Here is a 19,157-nt window from a genome sequence, read left to right as displayed (position 1 = left end):
ATATCGTTATCGCGACGCGGCACGGACAATTCAGTTTGTGCATAGTATTTCTTGGCTTTCATTAACAAGACGCAAGTCAGCAACAGGCTGACCTCGCTCCCATGAAGCCAAGAAATCCCCCCGCGAATCTTCCCCGCCCTCTTCTTGTCGCCTCGGCCGTCGCGCTGGCCTTTGTCGGCGGCCGCGCGCTCGCTGCCGATGCGCCCGCGCCCTACGCCAGCGTGCGCGACGTGGTGGTGACCACCGGCGTGCGCGGCGAGGAACGCACCGTGGCCGACAGCCCGGTGCCCATCGACGTGATCCAGGCCGAGGACCTGGTACGCACCGGCAAGGCCACGCTCAAGGAGACGCTGGCCACGCTGCTGCCGTCGTTCAACTTCACGCCGGTGGCGGGCGTCACGGTCAACAACGTGGTGCGGCCGCTGTCGCTGCGCGGCCTGAGCGGCGCCTACACGCTGGTGCTGGTCAACGGCAAGCGGCGCCACAACAGCGCCGCGATCAGCAATTCGGGCGTCGGCACGACCGGCGCCAATCCGGTCGACCTGGACCAGATTCCGGTCGCCTCGGTCGACCATGTGGAAGTGCTGCGCGACGGCGCGGCGGCGCAGTACGGCTCGGATGCGATCGCCGGCGTGGTCAACATCATCCTCAAGAACACCGACCACGGCGGCGAGTCGATCACCACGCTGGGCGGCTATTACCAGGGCGACGGCATCACCGTGCGCCAGAACCTGGGCTGGGGCACGACGCTCGGCGACGACGGCTTTCTGCGCCTGTCGCTCGACGCGGTGAACCAGGAGCGCAGCGAGCGCAACGATGCGGCGACCGGCGCCTTCTACTTCAAGTCCAACGGCCAGCCCGATCCGCGCGAAGCCACGCTGGACAAGCGCGGCGACCGCAACGGCAATCCCGAGCTGAAGGCGGTGACCACCGCCGTCAATGCCGAGCTCGGCGTCGGCGGCGGCACCCGGCTGTACGGCTTTGCCACCGCCGGCGGGCGCAATGCCGAGGCCTGGTACACCACGCGCCGGCCCAATTCCACCGGCGATCTGGTGCAGATCCATCCCGACGGCTTCATCCCCAAGTACTACCTGCACGAGTTCGATACCCAGCTGGTCGGCGGCCTGCGCGGCGAGGCCGCCGGCTGGAACTGGGATGCGAGCGCCTCGGCCTCGCGCAACCAGATCAACAGCCATGCCGGCACGCTCAATCCGTCGCTCGGCCCGTCGGGCCCGACGCAGTTCAAGCTCTACGGCATCACCGCCGACCAGGCCAGCGCCAATGCCGATGTGCGACGCGGCATCGACCTGGGGCTGGCGCGGCCGGTCGACCTGGCCTTCGGCGCCGAATACCGCAAGGAGCGCTACCGCCTGACCGCCGGCGACACCGCCGCCACCGCCAACGGCGGCTATGTGTATGACGCCAGCTACGGCGACGGCTCGCTCGCCGGCAAGCCGGCCAATGTGGGCGTGCAGGGCGTCAATGCCATCGGCCCGTCGAATGCCGGCTCGCTGACGCGCGGCGTGGGCGCGCTGTATGCCGACTTCGGCTTCAAGCCGATCGACAAGCTCTATCTGGGCGTGGCCGGCCGGGGCGAGCATTACGACGACAGCGCCGGCAACACCTTCAGCGGCAAGCTCACCGCGCGCTACGACGTCGACAAGACGTTTGCGCTGCGCGGCACCTTCAACACCGGCTTCCGCGCGCCGTCGCTGAGCCAGCAGGTCTGGTCGCAGACGTTTTCGAGCTGGCAGGTGGTCAACGGCGTGTCGATCCTGCGCAACTCGACGCTGGCCAGCCCGGGCTCGGCGCTGGCGCGCGCGCTCGGCGCCAGCGATCTCAAGCCCGAGCATTCGCGCAACCTGAGCCTCGGCTTCAGCCTCACGCCGACGCGCGACCTGACGCTGACCGCCGACGCCTATCGCATCCGCATCGCCGACCGCATCGTCTCGACCGGCTATTTCTCGGGCAGCGGCGTCGACGCCATCCTGGCCGGCGCCGGGCTGGAGACCGGCCAGCTGGTGCAGTACTTCACCAACGCGGTCGACACCACCTCCAAGGGCATCGATGTGGTGGCCGACTACCGCAGCGATCTCGGCGCGCTCGGCGTGGCCAAGTTCAACCTCGGCTTCAACTGGAACCGCACCGGCATCGACAGCATCAAGGACTCGCCGGCGGCGCTCAGCGCGCTCGGCTTCAGGCTGCTCGACCGCGCGGCGCAAGGCAGCCTCACCGACGGCTATCCGCGCACCAAGCTCATCCTCGGCACCAACTGGCTCAAGGGCGATTTCGATACCGGGCTGCGCGTCACGCGCTACGACAAGGTCATCGAGCGCAATGCGACCAGCGCCGCCAACGACGTGACCTATGGCGCCAAGTGGCTCACCGACCTGGACGTGAGCTGGCATGTCACCCCGGCCACCACGCTGGCGGTGGGCGCGAACAACCTGTTCAACGTCAAGGCCGACAAGTCGCCGTTCACCACCACCAACGGCGCGCGCTACGGCTATGGCGTGTCGATTCCGTTCAGCTACTACGGCGGCTTCTGGTATGCGCGCCTCGGGGTGGCGTTCTGATGGCGGCGCCGCTGCCACGGCGCCCGGTCGCCCCGGTGCGCACCGGCCGGCGCCGGCTTGCCGGCGCGCTGGCGCTCGGCGCTGCCGGCCTGCTCGCCGGCTGCGGCAAGCCGGCCGCGCCGGCGCTCGACGGCGTGGTGCTGCGCCTGGGCGACCAGCAGGGCATGACGCGGCTGCTGGCCGACGCGGCCCGGGCGCTCGACGGCCTGCCCTACACGATCGACTGGATCACCTTCCCGTCGCCGCCGCCGCTGTTCGAGGCCTTTCGTGGCGGGCATGTCGATTTCACCTACACCAACGACATCCTGGCGCTGGTCGCGGCCACCAATGCGCTGCCGCTCAAGCTGGTCGCGGCCAGCGAGGGCGAGGTCGGCGGCATCGGCATCGTGGTGCCGGCCGGCTCGCCGATCACCCGCGTGGCCGAGCTGCGCGGCAAGCCGGTGATCGTCTCGACCGTGCGCGGCGGCATCGCCGACTGGCTGCTGCACGGCGCGCTGGCCGAGGCCGGCGTCGATCCGCGCGAGGTGCAGATCAGCTATGCGCTGCAGAACGATGCGCTGACCGCCTTCACCACCGGCCGGGTGCAGGCCTGGGCCACCAACGATCCGCAGCTCTATCTGGCCCAGCAGGCCGGCGGCCGGCTGCTGCGCGACGGCAAGGGCATCAACAGCGGGCGCGGCATCTTTCTGGGCGCGCGCGCTGCGCTGGCCGATGCCGGCAAGCGTGCCGCCATCGCCGATGTGCTGGCGCGGCTGGCGCGGGCGCGGCAATGGTCCAACGCCCATCCCGATGAATTTGCCCAGGCCTATGTGAACCGGATGCGCATCGCGCCCGAGGTGGCGCGGGCGATGGTGGTGCGCGGTCGCACGGTGCTGCGCGGCCTCGATCCCGAGGTGCTGGCCGATCTGCGCCAGCTCGACCGCCAGCTGGTGCGGCAAGGCACGCTGGCGCGCGAGATCGATGTGGACGCGCTGGCCGAGCCGGGGCTGTTCACGCCGCCCGAGGCCGGCGGGCTGGGGCGGACGCCCGGCTGAGACCGGACCGGCGCCCGCCGGCCCTGGCTTGCGCCGGCGCCGATGCCGGTCTTGCCGCGCCGCGATGTCGGTTTTGCCGCGTCGATTTCGTTCACCCGTTCATGAGGCGCGCATTTCGCGCGCGGCAGGGATGGGGAAGCGCGATGGACTGGACGATGAAGACGCTGCTCACGGCGCTCGCGGTGCTGCTGGTGAGCGCGGTGGCGCGGCGCGGCGGCCGGCGGCTGGCCGGCGTGATTGCCGCGCTGCCGATGATTACCGCGCCCACGCTCGGCTGGCTGGCGCATGAGCAGGGCCCGGCCTATGCGGCGAGCGCGGCGGTCGGCAGCGTGGCGGCCTGCGCGGTGCTGGCGGCGTTTGCGCTCGGCTACGGGCTGGCGGCGCGGCAGCGCGGCATTGCGCTGGCGCTGCTGGGCGGGCTGGCCGGCGCGCTGGCGGCGATGCTGCCGGTGGTCGCGGCCAGCGCCCGGCTGGTCGATGCGCTGGCGCTGGCGCTGGCCTGCTCGGCACTGGCGCTGGCGGCGCTGCCGGCCACCGGTCTGCCCGATGCGGCGCCGCTGGCCGCGCCCCGGCCGCTGGCGCTGGCGCTGGCCGCCGCCGGCGTGACCGCGCTCATCGCCACGCTCGGCCCGGCGCTCGGCAGCTTTGCCACCGGCATGCTGTCCTCGCTGCCGCTGGTCGGCGCCTCGGTGGTGCTGCGCGAGCATGCCGGTGCCGGGCCCGAGGCGGCGGCGCAATTCCTGCGCGGCTATGTGTGGGGGCTGTTCGGCAAGGCGGCGTTCGGCGCCGCGTTTGCGCTGCTGGCGCCGCGCCTGGGCGCGGCCGCCGCGCTGGCGCTGGCCTGCGGCTGCGCCGCCGCGCTGTCGGCGCTCAAGCCGCCGTGCCGGCTGGTCGCGCCGCCGGTCCGGCCGCTGCACCAGCCCGACTGAAGTGGCCGCGCCGACAAGCGGTTACAACTGCCCGGACCGACCGGACCCGCCCCTATCATCGACGCCCCGACATCCGAGACCGACGGAACATCGACATGGGCGAAGTCACGCGCCTGATCGAACGTGCGCGCGACGGCGACCGTGCCGCCTTCGATCGCCTGTTCGAGCTGCTCTATCCCGAGCTGCGCCAGATCGCGCACCGGCGCCTGGCGCGCAGCGGCCGCGACGGCCTCATGCAGACCACCGCGCTGGTCAACGAGTGCTATCTCAAGTTCGCCCAGCGCGAGGCGCTGGCGCCGGCCGACCGGGCCCATTTCCTGGCCTATTCGGCCACCGTGATGCGCTCGGTCATCGTCGATGCGGCGCGGCTCGCCGGCAGCGCCCGGCGCGGCGGCGATGCCGAACATGTCGAGCTCGACACCGCCCACATCGACGCCCTGCCCGACAGCTCGGCCGCGCAGGAAATCCTCGCCGTGCATGGCGCGCTCGACGAGCTGGCCGGCATCGATGCGCGGCTGGCGCAGGTGGTCGAGCTGCGCTACTTCGGCGGCATGGCCGATGCCGAGATCGCCGAGGCGCTCGGCCTGTCGACCCGCACCGTCACGCGCGACTGGGACAAGGCCCGGCTGCTGCTGGCCCATGCGCTGCGCGATTGAGCGCCGCGCGCCACCGGAGACGACCATGACGCCGCTCGGCAAGCTGTCCGATCGATGGCCCGCAATCAGCGCCCTGCTCGACGAGGCGCTGAGCCTGCCGGCGACCGAGCGCGCCGACTGGCTCGCCGGGCTCGATGGCGAGCGCGCCGCCCATCGCGATGCGGTCGCCGCGCTGCTCGCGCATCAGGAGGCGGTCGAGTCGCGCGACTTTCTGGGCACGCTGCCCCGGCTCGATCTCGACCTGTCGGGCACCGCGCCGGTCGCCGGCAGCCAGATCGGCGGCTATCGGCTCATCGAGGAAATCGGCCAGGGCGGCATGGGCACGGTCTGGCTGGCCGAGCGCGCCGACGGCCTGCTGCGGCGCCGGGTCGCGCTCAAGCTGCCGCGCCAGGCCTGGGGCGATGCGCTGGCCGAGCGCATGGCGCGCGAGCGCGACATCCTCGCGTCGCTGGAGCATGAGCACATCGCGCGGCTTTACGACGCCGGCGTCGATGCGCTCGGCCGGCCCTTCCTGGCGATGGAATACGTGGCCGGCGAGCCGCTCGACGCCTGGTGCCGCGAGCGCGCGCTCGGCCTGCGCGAGCGCATCGGGCTGCTGCTGCAGGCGATGGCGGCGGTCGCGCATGCACACGCCCGGCTGGTGGTTCACCGCGATCTCAAGCCCGGCAACATCCTGGTGACCCGCGACGGCCAGGTGCGGCTGCTCGACTTCGGCATCGCCAAGCTGCTGGAAGGCGAGCTGACGCCCGAGACCGCGCTGACCCAGCTCGCCGGCCGCGCGCTCACGCTCGACTACGCCAGCCCCGAGCAGATCCGCGGCGAACCGCTGGCCACCGCGACCGACATCTACAGCATGGCGGTGGTGGCCTTCGAGCTGCTCACCGGCGCCCGGCCCTACCGGCTCAAGCGCGCCAGCGCGGCCCAGCTGGAGGACGCCATCGCCTCGGTCGAGCCGCCGCTGGCGAGCGCGTCGGTGGCCGATGCGCGGCTCGCGCGCCAGTTGCGCGGCGATCTCGATTCCATCCTCAACAAGGCGCTCAAGAAGTCGCCGGCCGAGCGCTATCCGACGATGGAAGCGTTTGCGCACGATCTGCGGCGGCATCTGGCCGGCGAGCCGGTCGAGGCCCGGCCCGACAGCCTCGGCTATCGCGCGGCGAGCTTCGTGCGGCGCTACCGCGTGCAGGTGGGCGCGGGCGCGGTGGCGCTGATCGCCCTCGTCGGCGGCGCCTCGGCCGCGCTGTGGCAGGCGCATGAGGCGCGGCTCCAGGCCGGGCGCGCCCAGGCCGAGGCGGAGACGGCGCGCGCGGTCCAGGGCTTCATCGAAAGCGTGTTCAGCGCCAACACCGGCGGCCAGGCCGATCCGACGCAAGGGCGCGCCACCACCGCCGCCCAGCTGCTCGACCGCGGCGCCGAGCGCATCGACAGCGAGTTGCAGCACGCGCCGGCCGCGCGCCTGCGGCTGCTGACCGTGATGGCCGCGATGTACGAGGACATGGTGCTGACCGACAAGCAGCTCGCCATGCAGACCAGGCGGCTCGAACTGGCGCGCGCCAGCACCGGCCCGACCAGCGAGGAAACCGTGCTCGCGATGGCCGACATGGCCCACGCCCTCACCAGCCTCGAACGCCGCGACGAGGCCCAGGCGCTGCTGCGCGACGGCGCCGCCATCCTCGACGCGCGCCATGACGACGACTCGCGGGCGCGCATGCGGATCGAGCTGATGCAGGCCTCGCTCGACCGCCGCATGGACCCCGAGCACGGGCTGGCCGCGGCCCGGCGCGCGGTGGCGCTGGCCGAACGCGACGGCCCCAACCCCGACCTGATCGACGCGCTCCATATCGAGGGCGACAACGCCTACTACGTCGGCGACAACGAGACCGCGCGCGCCGCCTTCGCGCGCGCCATCGCGCTGGCCGAGGCCTATCCGCAGCACGGCGCGTCGTCGCTGCCGTTTCTGTACGGCTCGCTCGGCAATGCGCAGCGCGCGCTCGGCGCCCCGGCCGACGCACTGGTCAACCTGCGGCGCGGCCTCGCGCTCGAACGCGAGCGCCACGACGACCCGATGACGCTGCACTTCACCGAGATGCAGCTGGCCAACTTCCTCTACGACACCGGGCGCTTCCGCGAAAGCATCGAGGTCATCGCGCCGGCGCACGCCTGGGCCCGCGAATGGGCGCGCGACTGGACCCAGGAAAAGGGCGCGAGCTTTGGCGCGCAGGCGGCGATGCAGCCCGCCGCGCACGGCCGCGCGCTGGTCGCCTACGGCCGGGTGCGCGACGGGCTGGCGGCGCTCGACGAGGCGCAGGCGATGGCAGCCAGGCTCGAATCGGCGCCCGAGCTGGAAGTGCCGCTGCTGGGCTTTCGCGCGCGGGCGCTGGTCGAGCTGGGCCGGCTCGACGAGGCGCAGGCCGCCATCGCGCGCGCCGATGCCATCGTCAAGGCCGAGGAGGGCCGCATGCCGACCACGCATGTCGACCCGGCACGGCGCCGCTGGCAGGTGGCGAGCGGCCGCGCGGCGCAGGCGCTGGCCGACTTCCAGGCCGCGCGCGCGGCGCAGAAGCTGCCCGCCGTCCCCGCCGCCAGCGAGCCAGTGCGCGAGCAGGCCGAATCCGCCTGGCTCGCGCTCGCCGCCGGCAATGCGCCCGCCGCCGAGGCGCAGGCGCGCCAGACGCTGGCCGTCATCGGCGCCGGCAGCACCGCCGACTTCGAGCGCGACCATGAGGCGCGCGCCACGCTGGTGCTGGGTCAGGCATTGCTGCGCCAGCAGCGCGCCGCCGAAGCGCAGCCGGTGCTGGAACAGGCGGTGGCGCGCTGGCGGGCGCTGGTCGACAACCGGCGCAGTCCGGCGCTGGCCGAAGCGCTCGCCGCCCTGGCCGATGCCCGGCGCGCGCTCGGCGAACGCAGCGCGGCAGCGGCGGCCGAGGACGAGGCGCGGCGCATTCGCCAGCGCGCCTAGCTGGCAATATCTGCTTGAAGCGATAATTTGCATAGATCGGCCTTGACCGATAAATTGCTGCCAACGCCACTTCACCGGGCAGCGCCATGGATTACGTCATTCGTCTTGCCGATCAGCTCCGGCCGCACATCCGCGCGCTGCGCAAGCAGGCCGGCATCACCCAGGCGCAGCTGGGCGCGCGGCTGGGCCTGGGGCAGGCGCGCATTGCCGAGATCGAGGCCGATCCGGGCGTGGTGAGCGTGGAGCAGCTGCTGCGGCTGCTGGCCGCGCTCGATGCCGCGCTGGTGCTGCGCGACGGCGCGGTCGATCCAGTGCCGGGCGCGGCCGGTGCCACCAGCCTTGCACCGGCCGCCGCGCCGACGGCAGTTGTGGCCGAACCTGCATCGCCCGCTTATGCCGACGCGGCGCCGCCGTCCGTGCAAGCCCGGTCTGGCGGCGATGCAGGCTCCAGCCCGACCGACGCTGCTGCCGCAACCCCCGCCGCCCCGGCCGCCACCGCCCGCCCGGTCGTCATCGCGCCACGCAAGGGCAGCTGGTGAGCGCCGCCCTCAACGTGTGGATGAACGGCGAGCCGGTCGGCCGCTGGACCGTCGCGCGCGGCGCGCACGCCTTGGTCTACGACGAGCGCTGGCTCGCCTCGCCGCGCCGCCGCGCCTTGTCGCTGTCGCTGCCCATCACGCCGTCGCGCGAGGTGCGCGGCGAGGTCGTCGCCCATTTCTTCGACAACCTGCTGCCCGACAACGACGCCATCCGCGCCCGCGTCGCGCGGCGGTTCCGGCTCGGCACGGCCGATGCCTTCGAGCTGCTCGGCGCCATCGGCCGCGACTGCGTCGGCGCGGTGCAGCTGCTGCCCGACGGCCTCGCGCCCGAGGGCTGGGACCGCATCGACGCCGAGCCGCTGACCGACGCGCAGGTGGCCGAACTGCTGCGCGCCGTGCCCGCTGACCTCGGCCCCGACGCGCGCGACGCTGCCGAGCCGTTCCGCATTTCCCTCGCCGGCGCGCAGGAAAAGACCGCCCTGCTCCGCCTCGGCGACCGCTGGCACCGAGCGCGCGGCGCCACGCCCACCACGCACATCCTCAAGCTGCCGCTCGGCCTGGTCGGCGGCGCGCGGCGCGTGGATTTGTCCGACTCGGTGCCAAACGAATGGCTCTGCGCGCAGATCGTCCGCGCGCTCGGCCTGCCGATGGCCCAGACCGCGATGGCGCGCTTCGACGATCAGCCGGCGCTGGTGGTCGAGCGCTTCGACCGCGCCTTTGCCGACGACGGCCGCTGGATCGCGCGGCTGCCGCAGGAAGACTTCTGCCAGGCGCTCGGCGTGCCGCCCGGCCGCAAGTACGAGCAGGACGGCGGCCCCGGCATGGCGCGCTGCCTGCAACTGCTGGCCGGCAGCAGCAGCGCCACGACCGACCGGCTCGCGTTCCAGCTCGCGCAGCTCGCGTTCTGGCTGCTCGCCGCGACCGACGGCCATGCCAAGAACTACTCGATCTTCCTCGCGGCCGGCGACGGCTACGGCATGACGCCGCTCTACGACGTGATCTCGATGTGGCCCTACTTCGGCCCCGGCCCGAGCCAGTTCCGCTGGCAGAAGGCCGGGCTGGCAATGGCGCTGCGCTCGAAGAACGCGCACTACCTGCTCGCCGGCATCGAGGCGCGGCACTGGCACGGCCTCGCGATGAAGCACGGCGGCCTGCCGGTGTGGGAAGCGATGCTCGGGTTGGTCGCGCAGACCGGGCCGGCGCTCGCGGCTGTGGAGGCGACGCTGCCGGCGGATTTTCCGGCGCGCATCTGGGACAGCATCTCGGCCGGCGTGCGGCGCCAGGCGGATCGCTTCATGCGCGGCGTGGCGGCGGGCTGAACGCCCGGGCCCGGAGCCCGAACGCCAGCGCCTGAGTACGATCGCGGCCCCAGCCACGCGCACCGCCCGACCCGATGCTCCAGCTCTCCGCCCTCGCCCGGCTGCATGTCGGCCCGATCGATCTCGTCGTGCACGCCGGCGAATGCGTGGCGCTCGCCGGGCCGTCGGGCGCCGGCAAGTCGCTGCTGCTGCGCATGATTGCCGACCTCGATCCGCACACCGGCGACATGGCGCTCGACGGCCGCGCATGCAGCGCCATGCCCGCCACCGAATGGCGCGCCCGGGTGCGCTACGTGGCGGCCGAATCGGGCTGGTGGCGCGACAGCGTGGCCGAGCATTTCGCGCCCGACGCGGACTTCGCCACGCTGCTGCCGGCGCTGGCCCTGCCGCCCGAGGCCGCGCAATGGCCGGTCGCGCGGCTGTCCACCGGCGAGCGCCAGCGGCTGGCGCTGCTGCGCGCGCTCGGGCCCGGCGTGCGCGTGCTGCTGCTCGACGAACCCACGTCGGCTCTCGACGCCGACAACGTCGCGCGCGTCGAAGCGCTGTTGCGCGCGCAATGCGCGGCCGGCGTGGCGCTGCTGCTGGTGTCGCATGACGATGCCCAGGCCGCACGCCTGGCCAGCCGCCGGCTGCGGCTTTGCGACGGACGCCTGGCCGCATGAATCCGACCTCGGTGGGCACGCAGGGGCTGGCCTTTGCCGCCGCGCTGGTCGTGGCCGATGCGCTGCTGTCGGCGGCGCTGGGCCTGGGCATCGGCCGCGCGCTGCTGATCGGCGCGGCGCGTTGCGTGGTGCAGCTGCTGCTGGTGGGGCTGGTGCTGGCGGTGGCCTTCGGCTCGGCATCGCCGTGGCTGGTGGCCGGGCTGCTGGCGGTGATGTTCCTCGCCGCCACGCGCGAGATCGATGCGCGCCAGCGGCGGCGGCTGGCGGGTCTGGGCGGACGCACGCTCGGCGGCATGGTGGCGGTGCTGGCCACGCTGGTCACGGTGCTGCCGGCGCTGGCCACGCTGGATGCCGCGCCGTGGTGGGCGCCGCAGGTGGTGATTCCGCTGGCCGGCATTGCGCTCGGCACGGTGATGAATGGGGTGGGCATCGCGCTCGACGGCTTCACCACGCTGGTCGTGCGCGAGCGCGCCGCCATCGAGGCCCGGCTCGCGCTCGGCGCCAGCCGCGCCGAGGCGTTGCGCGATGCGCGCCGCGAGGTGATGCGCAGCGGCGTGACCCACATCGTCAACCAGATGGCGGCGGCCGGGCTCATCACGCTGCCGGGGATGATGAGCGGCCAGATCCTGGCCGGTCAGCCGCCGGTCGAGGCGGCCAAGGCGCAGATCTTCGTGCTGCTGCTGCTCGCGGCCGCGACCGGCCTGGGCGTGATGGGCGTGGTCGCGCTGGCGGCGCGGCGCCTGACCGACAGCCGCGACCGGCTGCGGCTGGACCGGCTGGTCACCAGTAAAGGCTCGGCGCCAGCTCGAAGTCGCTGACGCCGAGCTCGTCGGCCGCCACGCCGAGCAGCGTGGCGCAGTCGATCCAGCCGTAGCCGGCGCCGGCCGCGCCGTCGGGATCGAACTGCACCACGCTGGCAGTGCCGCGCTGCACCCAGCGCAGAAAGCCCTGCTCGGGGCTGAGCGGATCGCCGCCGTCGTAGTAGCCCAGCGCCGCGCTCGACGCCATCAGCGACGTGTAATCAAAGCGGTCGCGGCCGGGATCGAAGTCGGCGATGACCAGCTGCATCGGCGTGTGCCCGGCGCCGAGCGGCGCAAACCGGTCGGCGCCCGCGCCGCCGCTGAGCACGGCTTCGGCGCTGCCGGTCAGGCTCACTTCGAAGCGGTCGTCGCCGGCGCCGCCGCTGGCCTGCACCCGCGCGCCGTTGTCGGCCGAGATCCGGAACCGGTCCTGGCCGCTGCCGCCGAACAGGCTGTCGCGGTCGCCGCTGGCAAAGCTGTCGAGCCAGTCGTCGCCGGCGCCACCGTCGAGCCGGTCGCTGCCGCTGCCACCGTCGAGCGTGTCGGCGCCGGCGCCGCCCAGCAGCGTGTCGGCGCCAGCCGCGCCGTCGAGCCGATCGTTGCCGCTGCCGCCTTCGAGCCGGTCGGCGCCGGCATCGCCGTCGAGGCTGTCGTTGCCGGCGCCGCCGCGCAGCAGGTCGCCGGCATAGCCGCCGCGCAGGCTGTCGGCGCCGGCAGCGCCGGTCTGGTCGAGCACCGGCGCGGCGCTGCCGTCGGGCGCGATGGCGCCGACGAAATTGGCGCCGGTCAGATCGGCCGCATCCACGCCGCGCAGTTGCAGCACGGTCTTCCAGCCGAACTGGCTGCCGGCGGCGCCGTCCTCGTCCCATTGCAGCAGGCAGTCGTTGCCGTGTTGCAGCAGCCGCAGCAGGCCGATGCCGGCGGCGAAGGGATTGCCGCCATCGCTCGCGCCCGCATCGCCGACGAGGTAGCGCACATCGATGCGGTCGCCACCAGCGCCGGCCGCGAAATCGGCGACCGTGCAATGGCCGGCACGGCCCGGCACGAACAGGTCGCTGCCGCTGCCGCCGCGCGCCAGCAGCGTGCCGTCGGCGCTGCCGTCGTCGATGCCCAGCAGCAGCACATCGGCGCCGGCGCCGCCGTCGGCCACCAGCCGGGCGCCGTCGTGCGCCTGGAGGTCGAGCCAGTCGTCGCCGGCGCCGCCGAGCAGGCTGTCGCTGCCGCCGCCGGCCGAATCGAGCCGGTCGCTGCCGCTGCCGCCTTCGAGCCGGTCGCTGCCGCTGCCGCCGCTCAGGCTGTCGGCGCCGGCACCGCCGCGCAGCCAGTCGGCGCCGCTGCCGCCGTCGAGGGTGTCGGCACCGGCGCCGCCATCGAGCGTGTCGGCGCCGGCCTCGCCGCGCAGGCTGTCGGCGCCGCTGCCCGCGCCGCCCAGCAGCAGATCGGCGCCGCCGCCGCCGGCAAGGCTGTCGTCGCCGCGGCCGCCGTCGAGCGTGTCGGCAGCGCCGCCGCCGATCAGGCTGTCGGCGTGGCCGCTGCCGGTGCGCAGCAGCGCCAGCGGCGCGCTGCCGTCGGGCGCGTAGCCGCCGACAAAGTTGGCCGCGTGCAGGCTGGCCGGGGTCAGGCCGGCAAAGGTCACGACGGTCTGCCAGCCGAGCGGGCCGGCGCTGCCGTCGGCATCGAACTGGAGCGCGGTATCGGCGCCGCTGGCGCGCAGCCGCAACAGGCCGAGCGCCGGATCGAAGGGATTGCCGCCCTGCCAGGCGCCATGGCGGCTGTCGGCCCAGTCGAGCAGCACGCTCACGTCGATGCGGTCGCCAACGAAATCGGTGATGACGAAGCTGCCGATCGGCTCGGTCTGTGCCTCCGACCAGTTGTTGAGCGAGAGCCGGTACAGATCGGCGCCCGCGCCGCCGCTGGCGGTCACCGCGTAGTTGCCGGCACTGCTCAGGTAGACATCGATGCGGTCGTCGCCGGCGCCGCCGCCAACCTGCACCGCGCCGTGATCCGGCTGGTCGCGGCGGTAGGGGCCGGATTCGACGACGGAGATGCTGTCGTTGCCAGCGCCGCCGCGCACCGTGATGTCGCCAAAGCCGAGCACCGACAGGACATCGTTGCCGGCGCCGCCGTCGAGCCAGTCGTTGCCATCGCCGTCGCCGAGGAAGTCGTCGCCCGGGCCGCCGAGCAGGCTGTCGTCGCCGCGCCCGCCGTCGAGATAAACCGGCGAGCCGGCGCTGTAGATCAGGTCGTCGCCGGCGCCGCCGTGGACCGTGCTGTCGCCGCCGCCGCCCGCCACCAGGGTCTCGTCGGCAAGGGGATTGCGCGTGGCAGCAGGCGCAATGACGGGGCTGGCAGCAGACATGGCATTCCTTCGGCAGACGGTGCAGGGCCCGCCATCCTAGGGAATCGCGCCGGCGCAGGCAGTGCGGCCGGCCATGAGCGAAAACCGGCCTGGTGCCGCCAGCGGGCTCAGTGCTGGCCCGGCGGCTCCGACACCAGCGCCACCTTGCCGAAGCCGTTGTCGGCCAGATAGCCCATGGTCTCGATGACCTTGCCGTAGGCCAGATTGCGGTCGCCCTTCACATGGATGCGGCGCTCGGGGTCGCCCTCGGTCGCGGCCTTCACCGTCGCCACCAGCGCCTCGCGCGTGACCGGCGTCTTGTCGACGAACACGTTGCCGTCCACATCCAGGCTGATGGTCACCGGCGGCTTGGGCTCGGTGAGCGGTTTGGCATTGCTGGTCGGCAGATCGACCTTCATGCCGGCGGTCATCAGCGGCGCCGAGACCATGAAGACGATAAGCAGCACCAGCATCACGTCGACCAGCGGCGTCACGTTGATGTCGCTGACCGGCGCGGCGCTGAACGCGCCCGGCACGCCGCCGGCGGCGGGAAGCTTGACGGCCATGGCTCAGGCTCCCTTCAGCGCGGCCGTGGCGAGCGCCACCGGCGCATTGCCGGCGCGGGCCGCATCGCTGCGGCTGGCGCGACCGGCGTCGAGCGGCACGCCGATCAGCTCGGCTTCGAGCTGGCGCGACAGCTTCACCTCGATCAGGCCGAGCAGCGTCGCGACGCGCTGGCCGTACACGCCCAGATCGCCGGCAAGCCGGTTGTAGGCCACCACCGCCGGGATCGCCGCGACGAGGCCAAGCGCGGTTGCAAACAGCGCCTCGGCAATGCCGGGCGCCACCACCGCCAGGCTGGTGTTGTTGCTGGCCGCGATGCCCTGGAAGGAATTCATGATCCCCCACACCGTGCCGAACAGCCCCACGAAGGGCCCGACCGAGCCGACCGTGGCCAGCACTTGCAGCCGCCGTTGCAGCTTCTCGAACTCCACGCCGGAGGCGATCTGGCCCACGCGCGCGAGCCGCTCCTTCAGGCTGTCGCGGCCCGAGTCGCTGCGGTGCAGGCCCTGCTCCACCGTCTGGGTCCATTCGTTGATGACGGCGGCATGCACGCGGGCAAAGGGATCGTCCGGCTCGGACTTGAGCGCCTCGGCCAGCGCCTTGAGGCCGCCGGTCGATTGCACCGTCTCGACCCAGCGGTCGGCCGACCTGGCGGCGCGGCGCAGGCGCAGCCATTTCTCGATGACGATGGCCCAGCTGAGCACCGAAGCCAGCGCCAGCAGCACGATGATGGTCTTGACGATGCCGTCGGCCTGGAGAAACAGCTCGGCCGGCGAGAGCGAGGCCGCGTGAGCGGCGAGTGTGTCGGTAGCGCTCATGGCGACTCCTTGAAGATGCGTTTGGGATGCGGATTTGCGGGCCGGCTCAGTTGCCGAGCCGGTAGACGATGGCGCCCGCCAGCCGGTACGAGGCGGCGCCCAGGTCGGGCAATTTGGGGAAGGGCGCGGCGGCCTTGAGCGCGTCCTCGGCGGCGTTGTCGAGCGCCTCGATGCCGCACTTGTCCAGCTCGTAGCCGAGCAGCGTGCCGTCGGGCGCGAGCGTCAGCCGGTAGCCAATGCGGCCTTCCTGCCGGCGCAGCATCGCGGCCTTGGGATAGCGGCCCGAGGCGATGCGGTTGATGCGCGCGAACACCTGGTTGGCGTAGTCGGTCGGGATCGCGTCGGGCGAGTTGGGCGGGCCCGGATGCGCGGCGGCCGGCGCCGGTGGCGCGGGCGATGCCGGTGCGGCCACCGGGGCCGGCGCCGGCGCGGGTTCGGGCGGGGCCGGCGTGGCGGCGACCGGCGCCGGGCTCGGCACCACGCTGGGCGCGACCGCCGGCGCCGGTGCCGGCTTGGGCGGCGCGGCGCGCGGCGGCTCGATGGTCTTGACCTTGGGCGGCTCGATCGGCTTGGGCGGCTCGATGAGCTTGGGCGGCTCGGGCGGCGCGATCACCATTTCGATCACGCGCTCGGGCGCGGCCGGCGGCGCCGGCTCATGCGACCAGTTCCACAGATAGACCGCGAGGCCGGCATGCAGCGCCAGCGAGATCGCGGCGGCGAGCTTGCGGCGCGGCGAGGCCGGCGCCTCGGGCAGAAACACGCGCCCGGCGGCCAGCACCAGCGCGCGGGCCGGCTCGGCGCGTTCGTCGGCGGCGCCGGGCGGCAGGACGACGGCATTCATGCGCGGCTCCCGGTGGCGGTGGCGGGCCGGCGCGGCGCAGTGGCCACGGACTGGCGGCGGACGAGGGCGGCGTTCATCGCGGTGGCCGCTTCAGTCGAGGAAGTCGGGTTCTTCGCGCAGCACGCGGTCCCACAGCGACTGGAAGCTGAACCAGCCGCCGATCTCGGTGCCGACCTGGCCATGCGTGTGCTTTGCCACCTCATGGTCGAGCGGGCGGATCGGCCCGGCGGCTTCGGAGATGAGCTGGGTCTGGGCCGCGTTCTCGGCCGCGATGTACCACCACACGGCCGACTCGACCGTGGTGCCGACGGTCAGCAGGCCGTGGTTGCGCAGGATCGCGGCCTTCTTGTTGCCGAGCGCGGCGGCGATGCGCTCGCCCTCGCTCGAATCGAGCACCACGCCGGTGTAGTCGTCGAACAGCACATGGTCTTCATAGAACGCGGTCGCGTCCTGGCTGATCGGCGCAAGCAGCCGCGATTGCGCCGAGAAGGCCTTGCCCCAGAGCGCATGCGAATGCGCGGCGGCGATCACGTCGGGCCGGGCCTTGTGCAGCTCGGAATGGATCGCGAACGCGGCGCGGTTGAGATGGCCATCGCCCTCGACGATCTCGCCGTGATGGTTGACCAGCAGCAGGCTGGAGACGGTGACATGGCCGAAGTAGACGCCGGCCGGATTGACCCAGAAATGGTCGGTGCGCTCGGGGTCGCGCGCGGTGATGTGGCCGGCGCCGCCGTAGTCGTAGCCAAAGCGCGCAAACAGCCGGAACGAGGCCGCAAGGCGCTGCTTGCGATGCAGCCGTTCGGCCTCGACCGTGGGCTGGCGCGGAATGCCGTCGCCGCCGAACAGGCCGCGCCCGTCCGCGCTGCGCGGCACCGAATAGATGGCCGGACGCGGCGGCCTGGGCCGGGCGCTGCCCTGGCCGTCGGCCGCGATCACGGCCGCATCGACGATGAGTGAAGTCATGTTGAATTCCTTGAGGAGAGGTGTCAGTAGCCGCGCGCGGGGTCGACCACGTCGGTGAGCGGCTGGCCGGCGCGAAAGCGTTCGAGGTTCTGCACGAAGCGTTCGGCGAGGCTGTCGAACAGCGCCGGCGTGCCGGGCGAGCTGTGCGGCGACAGCCGCGCGCGCGGATGGATGTAGAGCGGATGGCCGGCCGGCAGCGGCTCGGGATCGGTCACGTCGAGCGTGGCCAGCGCGATGCGGCCGGCGTCGAGCGCCTCGACCAGCGCGTCGTGATCGACCAGGCTGCCGCGCGCGATGTTGATGAGATGCAGCCCCGGCCGCGCCGCCGCCAGCAGATGGCGGTTGACCAGCCGCCAGGTTTCCTCGGTGGCGGGCGCGGCCAGCACTACGTGGTCGGCGCGCGCAAACACCTCGACCGCGCTGCCGGCCAGTTCCACGCCGTCGAGCCCGGCCGGGCCGTGGCCACGGCGCAGCGCAATCACCTTCATGCCGAAGGCGAGCGCGCGCTTGGCCACCTCGCGGCCGATCGAGCCGAAGCCGATCAGCCCGAGCGTGCTGCCTTCCACCGTGCCGAGCAGGCGATGGCGCCAGTCGGCGGCGTCATGCACCCACAGCTCGGGGATCCGCTTGCTGGCCGACAGGATCGCGGCGAGCACGTATTCGGCGATGGGGCCGGAGGCGGTGCCGCGCGCGCTGCTGACCACCGGGCCGTCGAACAGCCAGCCCGGGTAGTAGTCGATGCCGACCGAGGACAGCTGCACCCAGCGCAGATCGAAGGGCCAGCCGGGCGGCTCGGGCGCGTGCTTCCAGGCCCGGCCGGGCGGCGCGACCGGGCTGCTGAACAGCACGCTCGCGCCCTCGGGCAGCGCCTCGACCGGGCCGGCCGGCACGCTGACGAAGCGCAGGCCGGTCGTGCGCGCCAGCACGCGGTCATGCACGCGCGCGTCGTGCTGGCTGGCGACGAGGAGTTCGCTCATGTCGGCTCCGGCGCGGCTCAGGCGGCGCGCGCGGCGGCGTCGGCGGCGGTCGCTGCGCCCTGCCCCGCGTCATGCGCGGCGACGGCGGCGCGCACCGCCGGCAGCAGCTCGCGGCCGTAGAGCAGCGCGTCTTCCACCACGTCGAAGCCGCGGAACAGGAAGTGGCCGATGCCGAGCTTGTAGTACTCGACGATGGACTCGGCCACCTGCTCGGCCGTGCCCACCAGCGAGGTCGAATTGCCGGCCGCACGGGTCAGGTCGGCGATGCCGGTCCACAGCCGCTTGTCCACGACGCGGCCCTGCGCCACGGTTTGCAGCAGGCGCTGGGCGCCGGTGTTCTGCGGCTCGCGCGGGCGGTTCAAAAAGAAGGTGTTGGACGGCAGCTGGGCCTTGGCGCGCTCCAGGATGTCGTCGGCGCGGGCCCAGGCTTGCGCCTCGGTCGCGGCCACGATGGGGCGCGACGACAGGCTGAACTGGATGTGGTTCTCGCGGCCGTGCTTGGCGGCCTCGGCGCGCACCTTGTTCACCAGCTCGGCGGTCTGGGCCAGGCTCTCGGCCCAGACCATGTAGACATCGGCATGCTTGCCGGCGACCTTGATCGCGGCGTCGGACGAGCCGCCGAAATAGATCGGCACATGGTTGTCGCGCACCGGCTTCACGCCGGCGAACTGGCCTTCCACGCGGTAGTGCTTGCCGGCGTGGTCGAAGGGCTCGGTGCCGGTCCAGGTGCGCTTGAGCACGTCGAGGAATTCGTCGGTGCGCTCGTAGCGCTCGTCATGGCTCAGGAAGTCGCCGTCGCGGCGCTGCTCGGTGTCGTCGCCGCCGCTGATGACGTTGATGGCCAGGCGCCCGTCGCTGAAATGGTCGAGCGTCGCGAGCTGGCGCGCCGCATAGGTCGGCGCGATGAAGCCCGGCCGCTGCGCGAGCAGAATGCCGAGCCGGTCGGTATTGGCGGCGATGAAGGCGGCGACCTGCTGGCCGTCGACCGACGAGCTGCTGTGCGCGATCAGCACGCTGTCGAAGCCGGCGTATTCCTGCGCGCTGGCCAGCGTGGCGAGATAGCGCTTGTCGACGGCCGGGCCGCTCGGGCGGTGGATTTCGCTGACGTTCTGGGTGTGGGCGATGCCGATGAATTTGACGGGCATGGTGTTCTCTCCGTAAGGACCAGGGGGCGCGGTGAAAGGC

General features: G+C 72.9%; 16 protein-coding genes. 9 read left to right on the top strand and 7 right to left on the bottom strand.

Annotation, left to right across the window (positions count from 1 at the left end):
* Positions 1-101: 101 nt before the first annotated feature.
* The 9 genes from B9P64_RS09865 to B9P64_RS24325 all read left to right on the top strand — a co-directional run bounded on the left by B9P64_RS09865 (position 102) and on the right by B9P64_RS24325 (position 11,489).
* A complete protein-coding gene (locus B9P64_RS09865; RefSeq protein WP_085316074.1) occupies positions 102-2,576 on the top strand; it encodes a TonB-dependent receptor plug domain-containing protein in 2,475 nt (824 codons plus the stop codon).
* Complete coding sequence (locus tag B9P64_RS09860) at positions 2,576-3,610, top strand: ABC transporter substrate-binding protein (RefSeq protein WP_085316073.1); 1,035 nt, start codon at positions 2,576-2,578, stop codon at positions 3,608-3,610. The genes B9P64_RS09865 and B9P64_RS09860 overlap by 1 nt, the downstream gene beginning before the upstream one ends.
* Before the next feature lie 155 nt (positions 3,611-3,765).
* Entirely contained in the window at positions 3,766-4,539 is a 774-nt protein-coding gene (locus tag B9P64_RS09855; protein ID WP_139826246.1) for a hypothetical protein, read from the top strand.
* A 95-nt stretch (positions 4,540-4,634) separates the two neighbouring features.
* Positions 4,635-5,195: an ECF-type sigma factor gene (locus tag B9P64_RS09850; RefSeq protein WP_217808675.1), complete on the top strand. Its 561-nt coding sequence runs from the start codon at positions 4,635-4,637 to the stop codon at positions 5,193-5,195.
* A 25-nt stretch (positions 5,196-5,220) separates the two neighbouring features.
* Positions 5,221-8,151 carry a serine/threonine-protein kinase gene (locus B9P64_RS09845; protein WP_139826245.1) on the top strand — a complete coding sequence of 977 codons (2,931 nt, stop codon included), beginning with the start codon at positions 5,221-5,223 and terminating at the stop codon, positions 8,149-8,151.
* Between the two features lie 86 nt (positions 8,152-8,237).
* Positions 8,238-8,690, top strand: a complete 453-nt coding sequence (locus B9P64_RS09840) for a helix-turn-helix domain-containing protein (RefSeq protein ID WP_085316070.1) — start codon at positions 8,238-8,240, stop codon at positions 8,688-8,690.
* Entirely contained in the window at positions 8,684-10,009 is a 1,326-nt protein-coding gene (locus B9P64_RS09835) for a type II toxin-antitoxin system HipA family toxin (protein ID WP_407919684.1), read from the top strand. Before B9P64_RS09840 ends, B9P64_RS09835 begins: the two co-directional genes overlap by 7 nt.
* Positions 10,010-10,083: 74 nt before the next feature.
* The gene (locus B9P64_RS24330) at positions 10,084-10,671 is read left to right on the top strand and encodes an ABC transporter ATP-binding protein (RefSeq protein WP_139826244.1); all 588 of its coding nucleotides are present in this window, start codon (positions 10,084-10,086) and stop codon (positions 10,669-10,671) included.
* Entirely contained in the window at positions 10,668-11,489 is an 822-nt protein-coding gene (locus tag B9P64_RS24325; protein WP_139826243.1) for an ABC transporter permease, read from the top strand. Before B9P64_RS24330 ends, B9P64_RS24325 begins: the two co-directional genes overlap by 4 nt.
* Here B9P64_RS24325 and B9P64_RS09825 read toward each other — a convergent pair.
* The 7 genes from B9P64_RS09825 to B9P64_RS09795 form a co-directional block, all read right to left on the bottom strand.
* Positions 11,452-13,830 (bottom strand): calcium-binding protein, encoded by a 2,379-nt coding sequence (locus B9P64_RS09825; protein WP_085316069.1) that lies wholly within the window; start codon positions 13,828-13,830, stop codon positions 11,452-11,454. The genes B9P64_RS24325 and B9P64_RS09825 overlap by 38 nt on opposite strands.
* A 107-nt stretch (positions 13,831-13,937) precedes the next feature.
* Positions 13,938-14,375 carry an ExbD/TolR family protein gene (locus tag B9P64_RS09820; protein WP_085316068.1) on the bottom strand — a complete coding sequence of 146 codons (438 nt, stop codon included), beginning with the start codon at positions 14,373-14,375 and terminating at the stop codon, positions 13,938-13,940.
* A 3-nt stretch (positions 14,376-14,378) separates the two neighbouring features.
* Positions 14,379-15,191 carry a MotA/TolQ/ExbB proton channel family protein gene (locus B9P64_RS09815; protein WP_085316067.1) on the bottom strand — a complete coding sequence of 271 codons (813 nt, stop codon included), beginning with the start codon at positions 15,189-15,191 and terminating at the stop codon, positions 14,379-14,381.
* Between the two features lie 46 nt (positions 15,192-15,237).
* The gene (locus tag B9P64_RS09810; protein WP_085316066.1) at positions 15,238-16,032 is read right to left on the bottom strand and encodes a TonB family protein; all 795 of its coding nucleotides are present in this window, start codon (positions 16,030-16,032) and stop codon (positions 15,238-15,240) included.
* 90 nt (positions 16,033-16,122) lie between these two features.
* Entirely contained in the window at positions 16,123-16,995 is an 873-nt protein-coding gene (locus B9P64_RS09805; RefSeq protein WP_085316065.1) for a class II aldolase/adducin family protein, read from the bottom strand.
* Positions 16,996-17,018: 23 nt separating this feature from the next.
* Positions 17,019-17,972, bottom strand: a complete 954-nt coding sequence (locus B9P64_RS09800) for a D-isomer specific 2-hydroxyacid dehydrogenase family protein (protein WP_085316064.1) — start codon at positions 17,970-17,972, stop codon at positions 17,019-17,021.
* Positions 17,973-17,989: 17 nt separating this feature from the next.
* The gene (locus B9P64_RS09795) at positions 17,990-19,117 is read right to left on the bottom strand and encodes an LLM class flavin-dependent oxidoreductase (protein WP_085316063.1); all 1,128 of its coding nucleotides are present in this window, start codon (positions 19,115-19,117) and stop codon (positions 17,990-17,992) included.
* Positions 19,118-19,157 lie beyond the last annotated feature (40 nt).

It is taken from the genome of Derxia lacustris, from assembly GCF_002105195.1.
Lineage (GTDB): Bacteria > Pseudomonadota > Gammaproteobacteria > Burkholderiales > Burkholderiaceae_E > Derxia > Derxia lacustris.
Note: the sequence above shows the minus strand (reverse complement) of the source record. Positions and strands in the feature narration are given on the sequence as shown.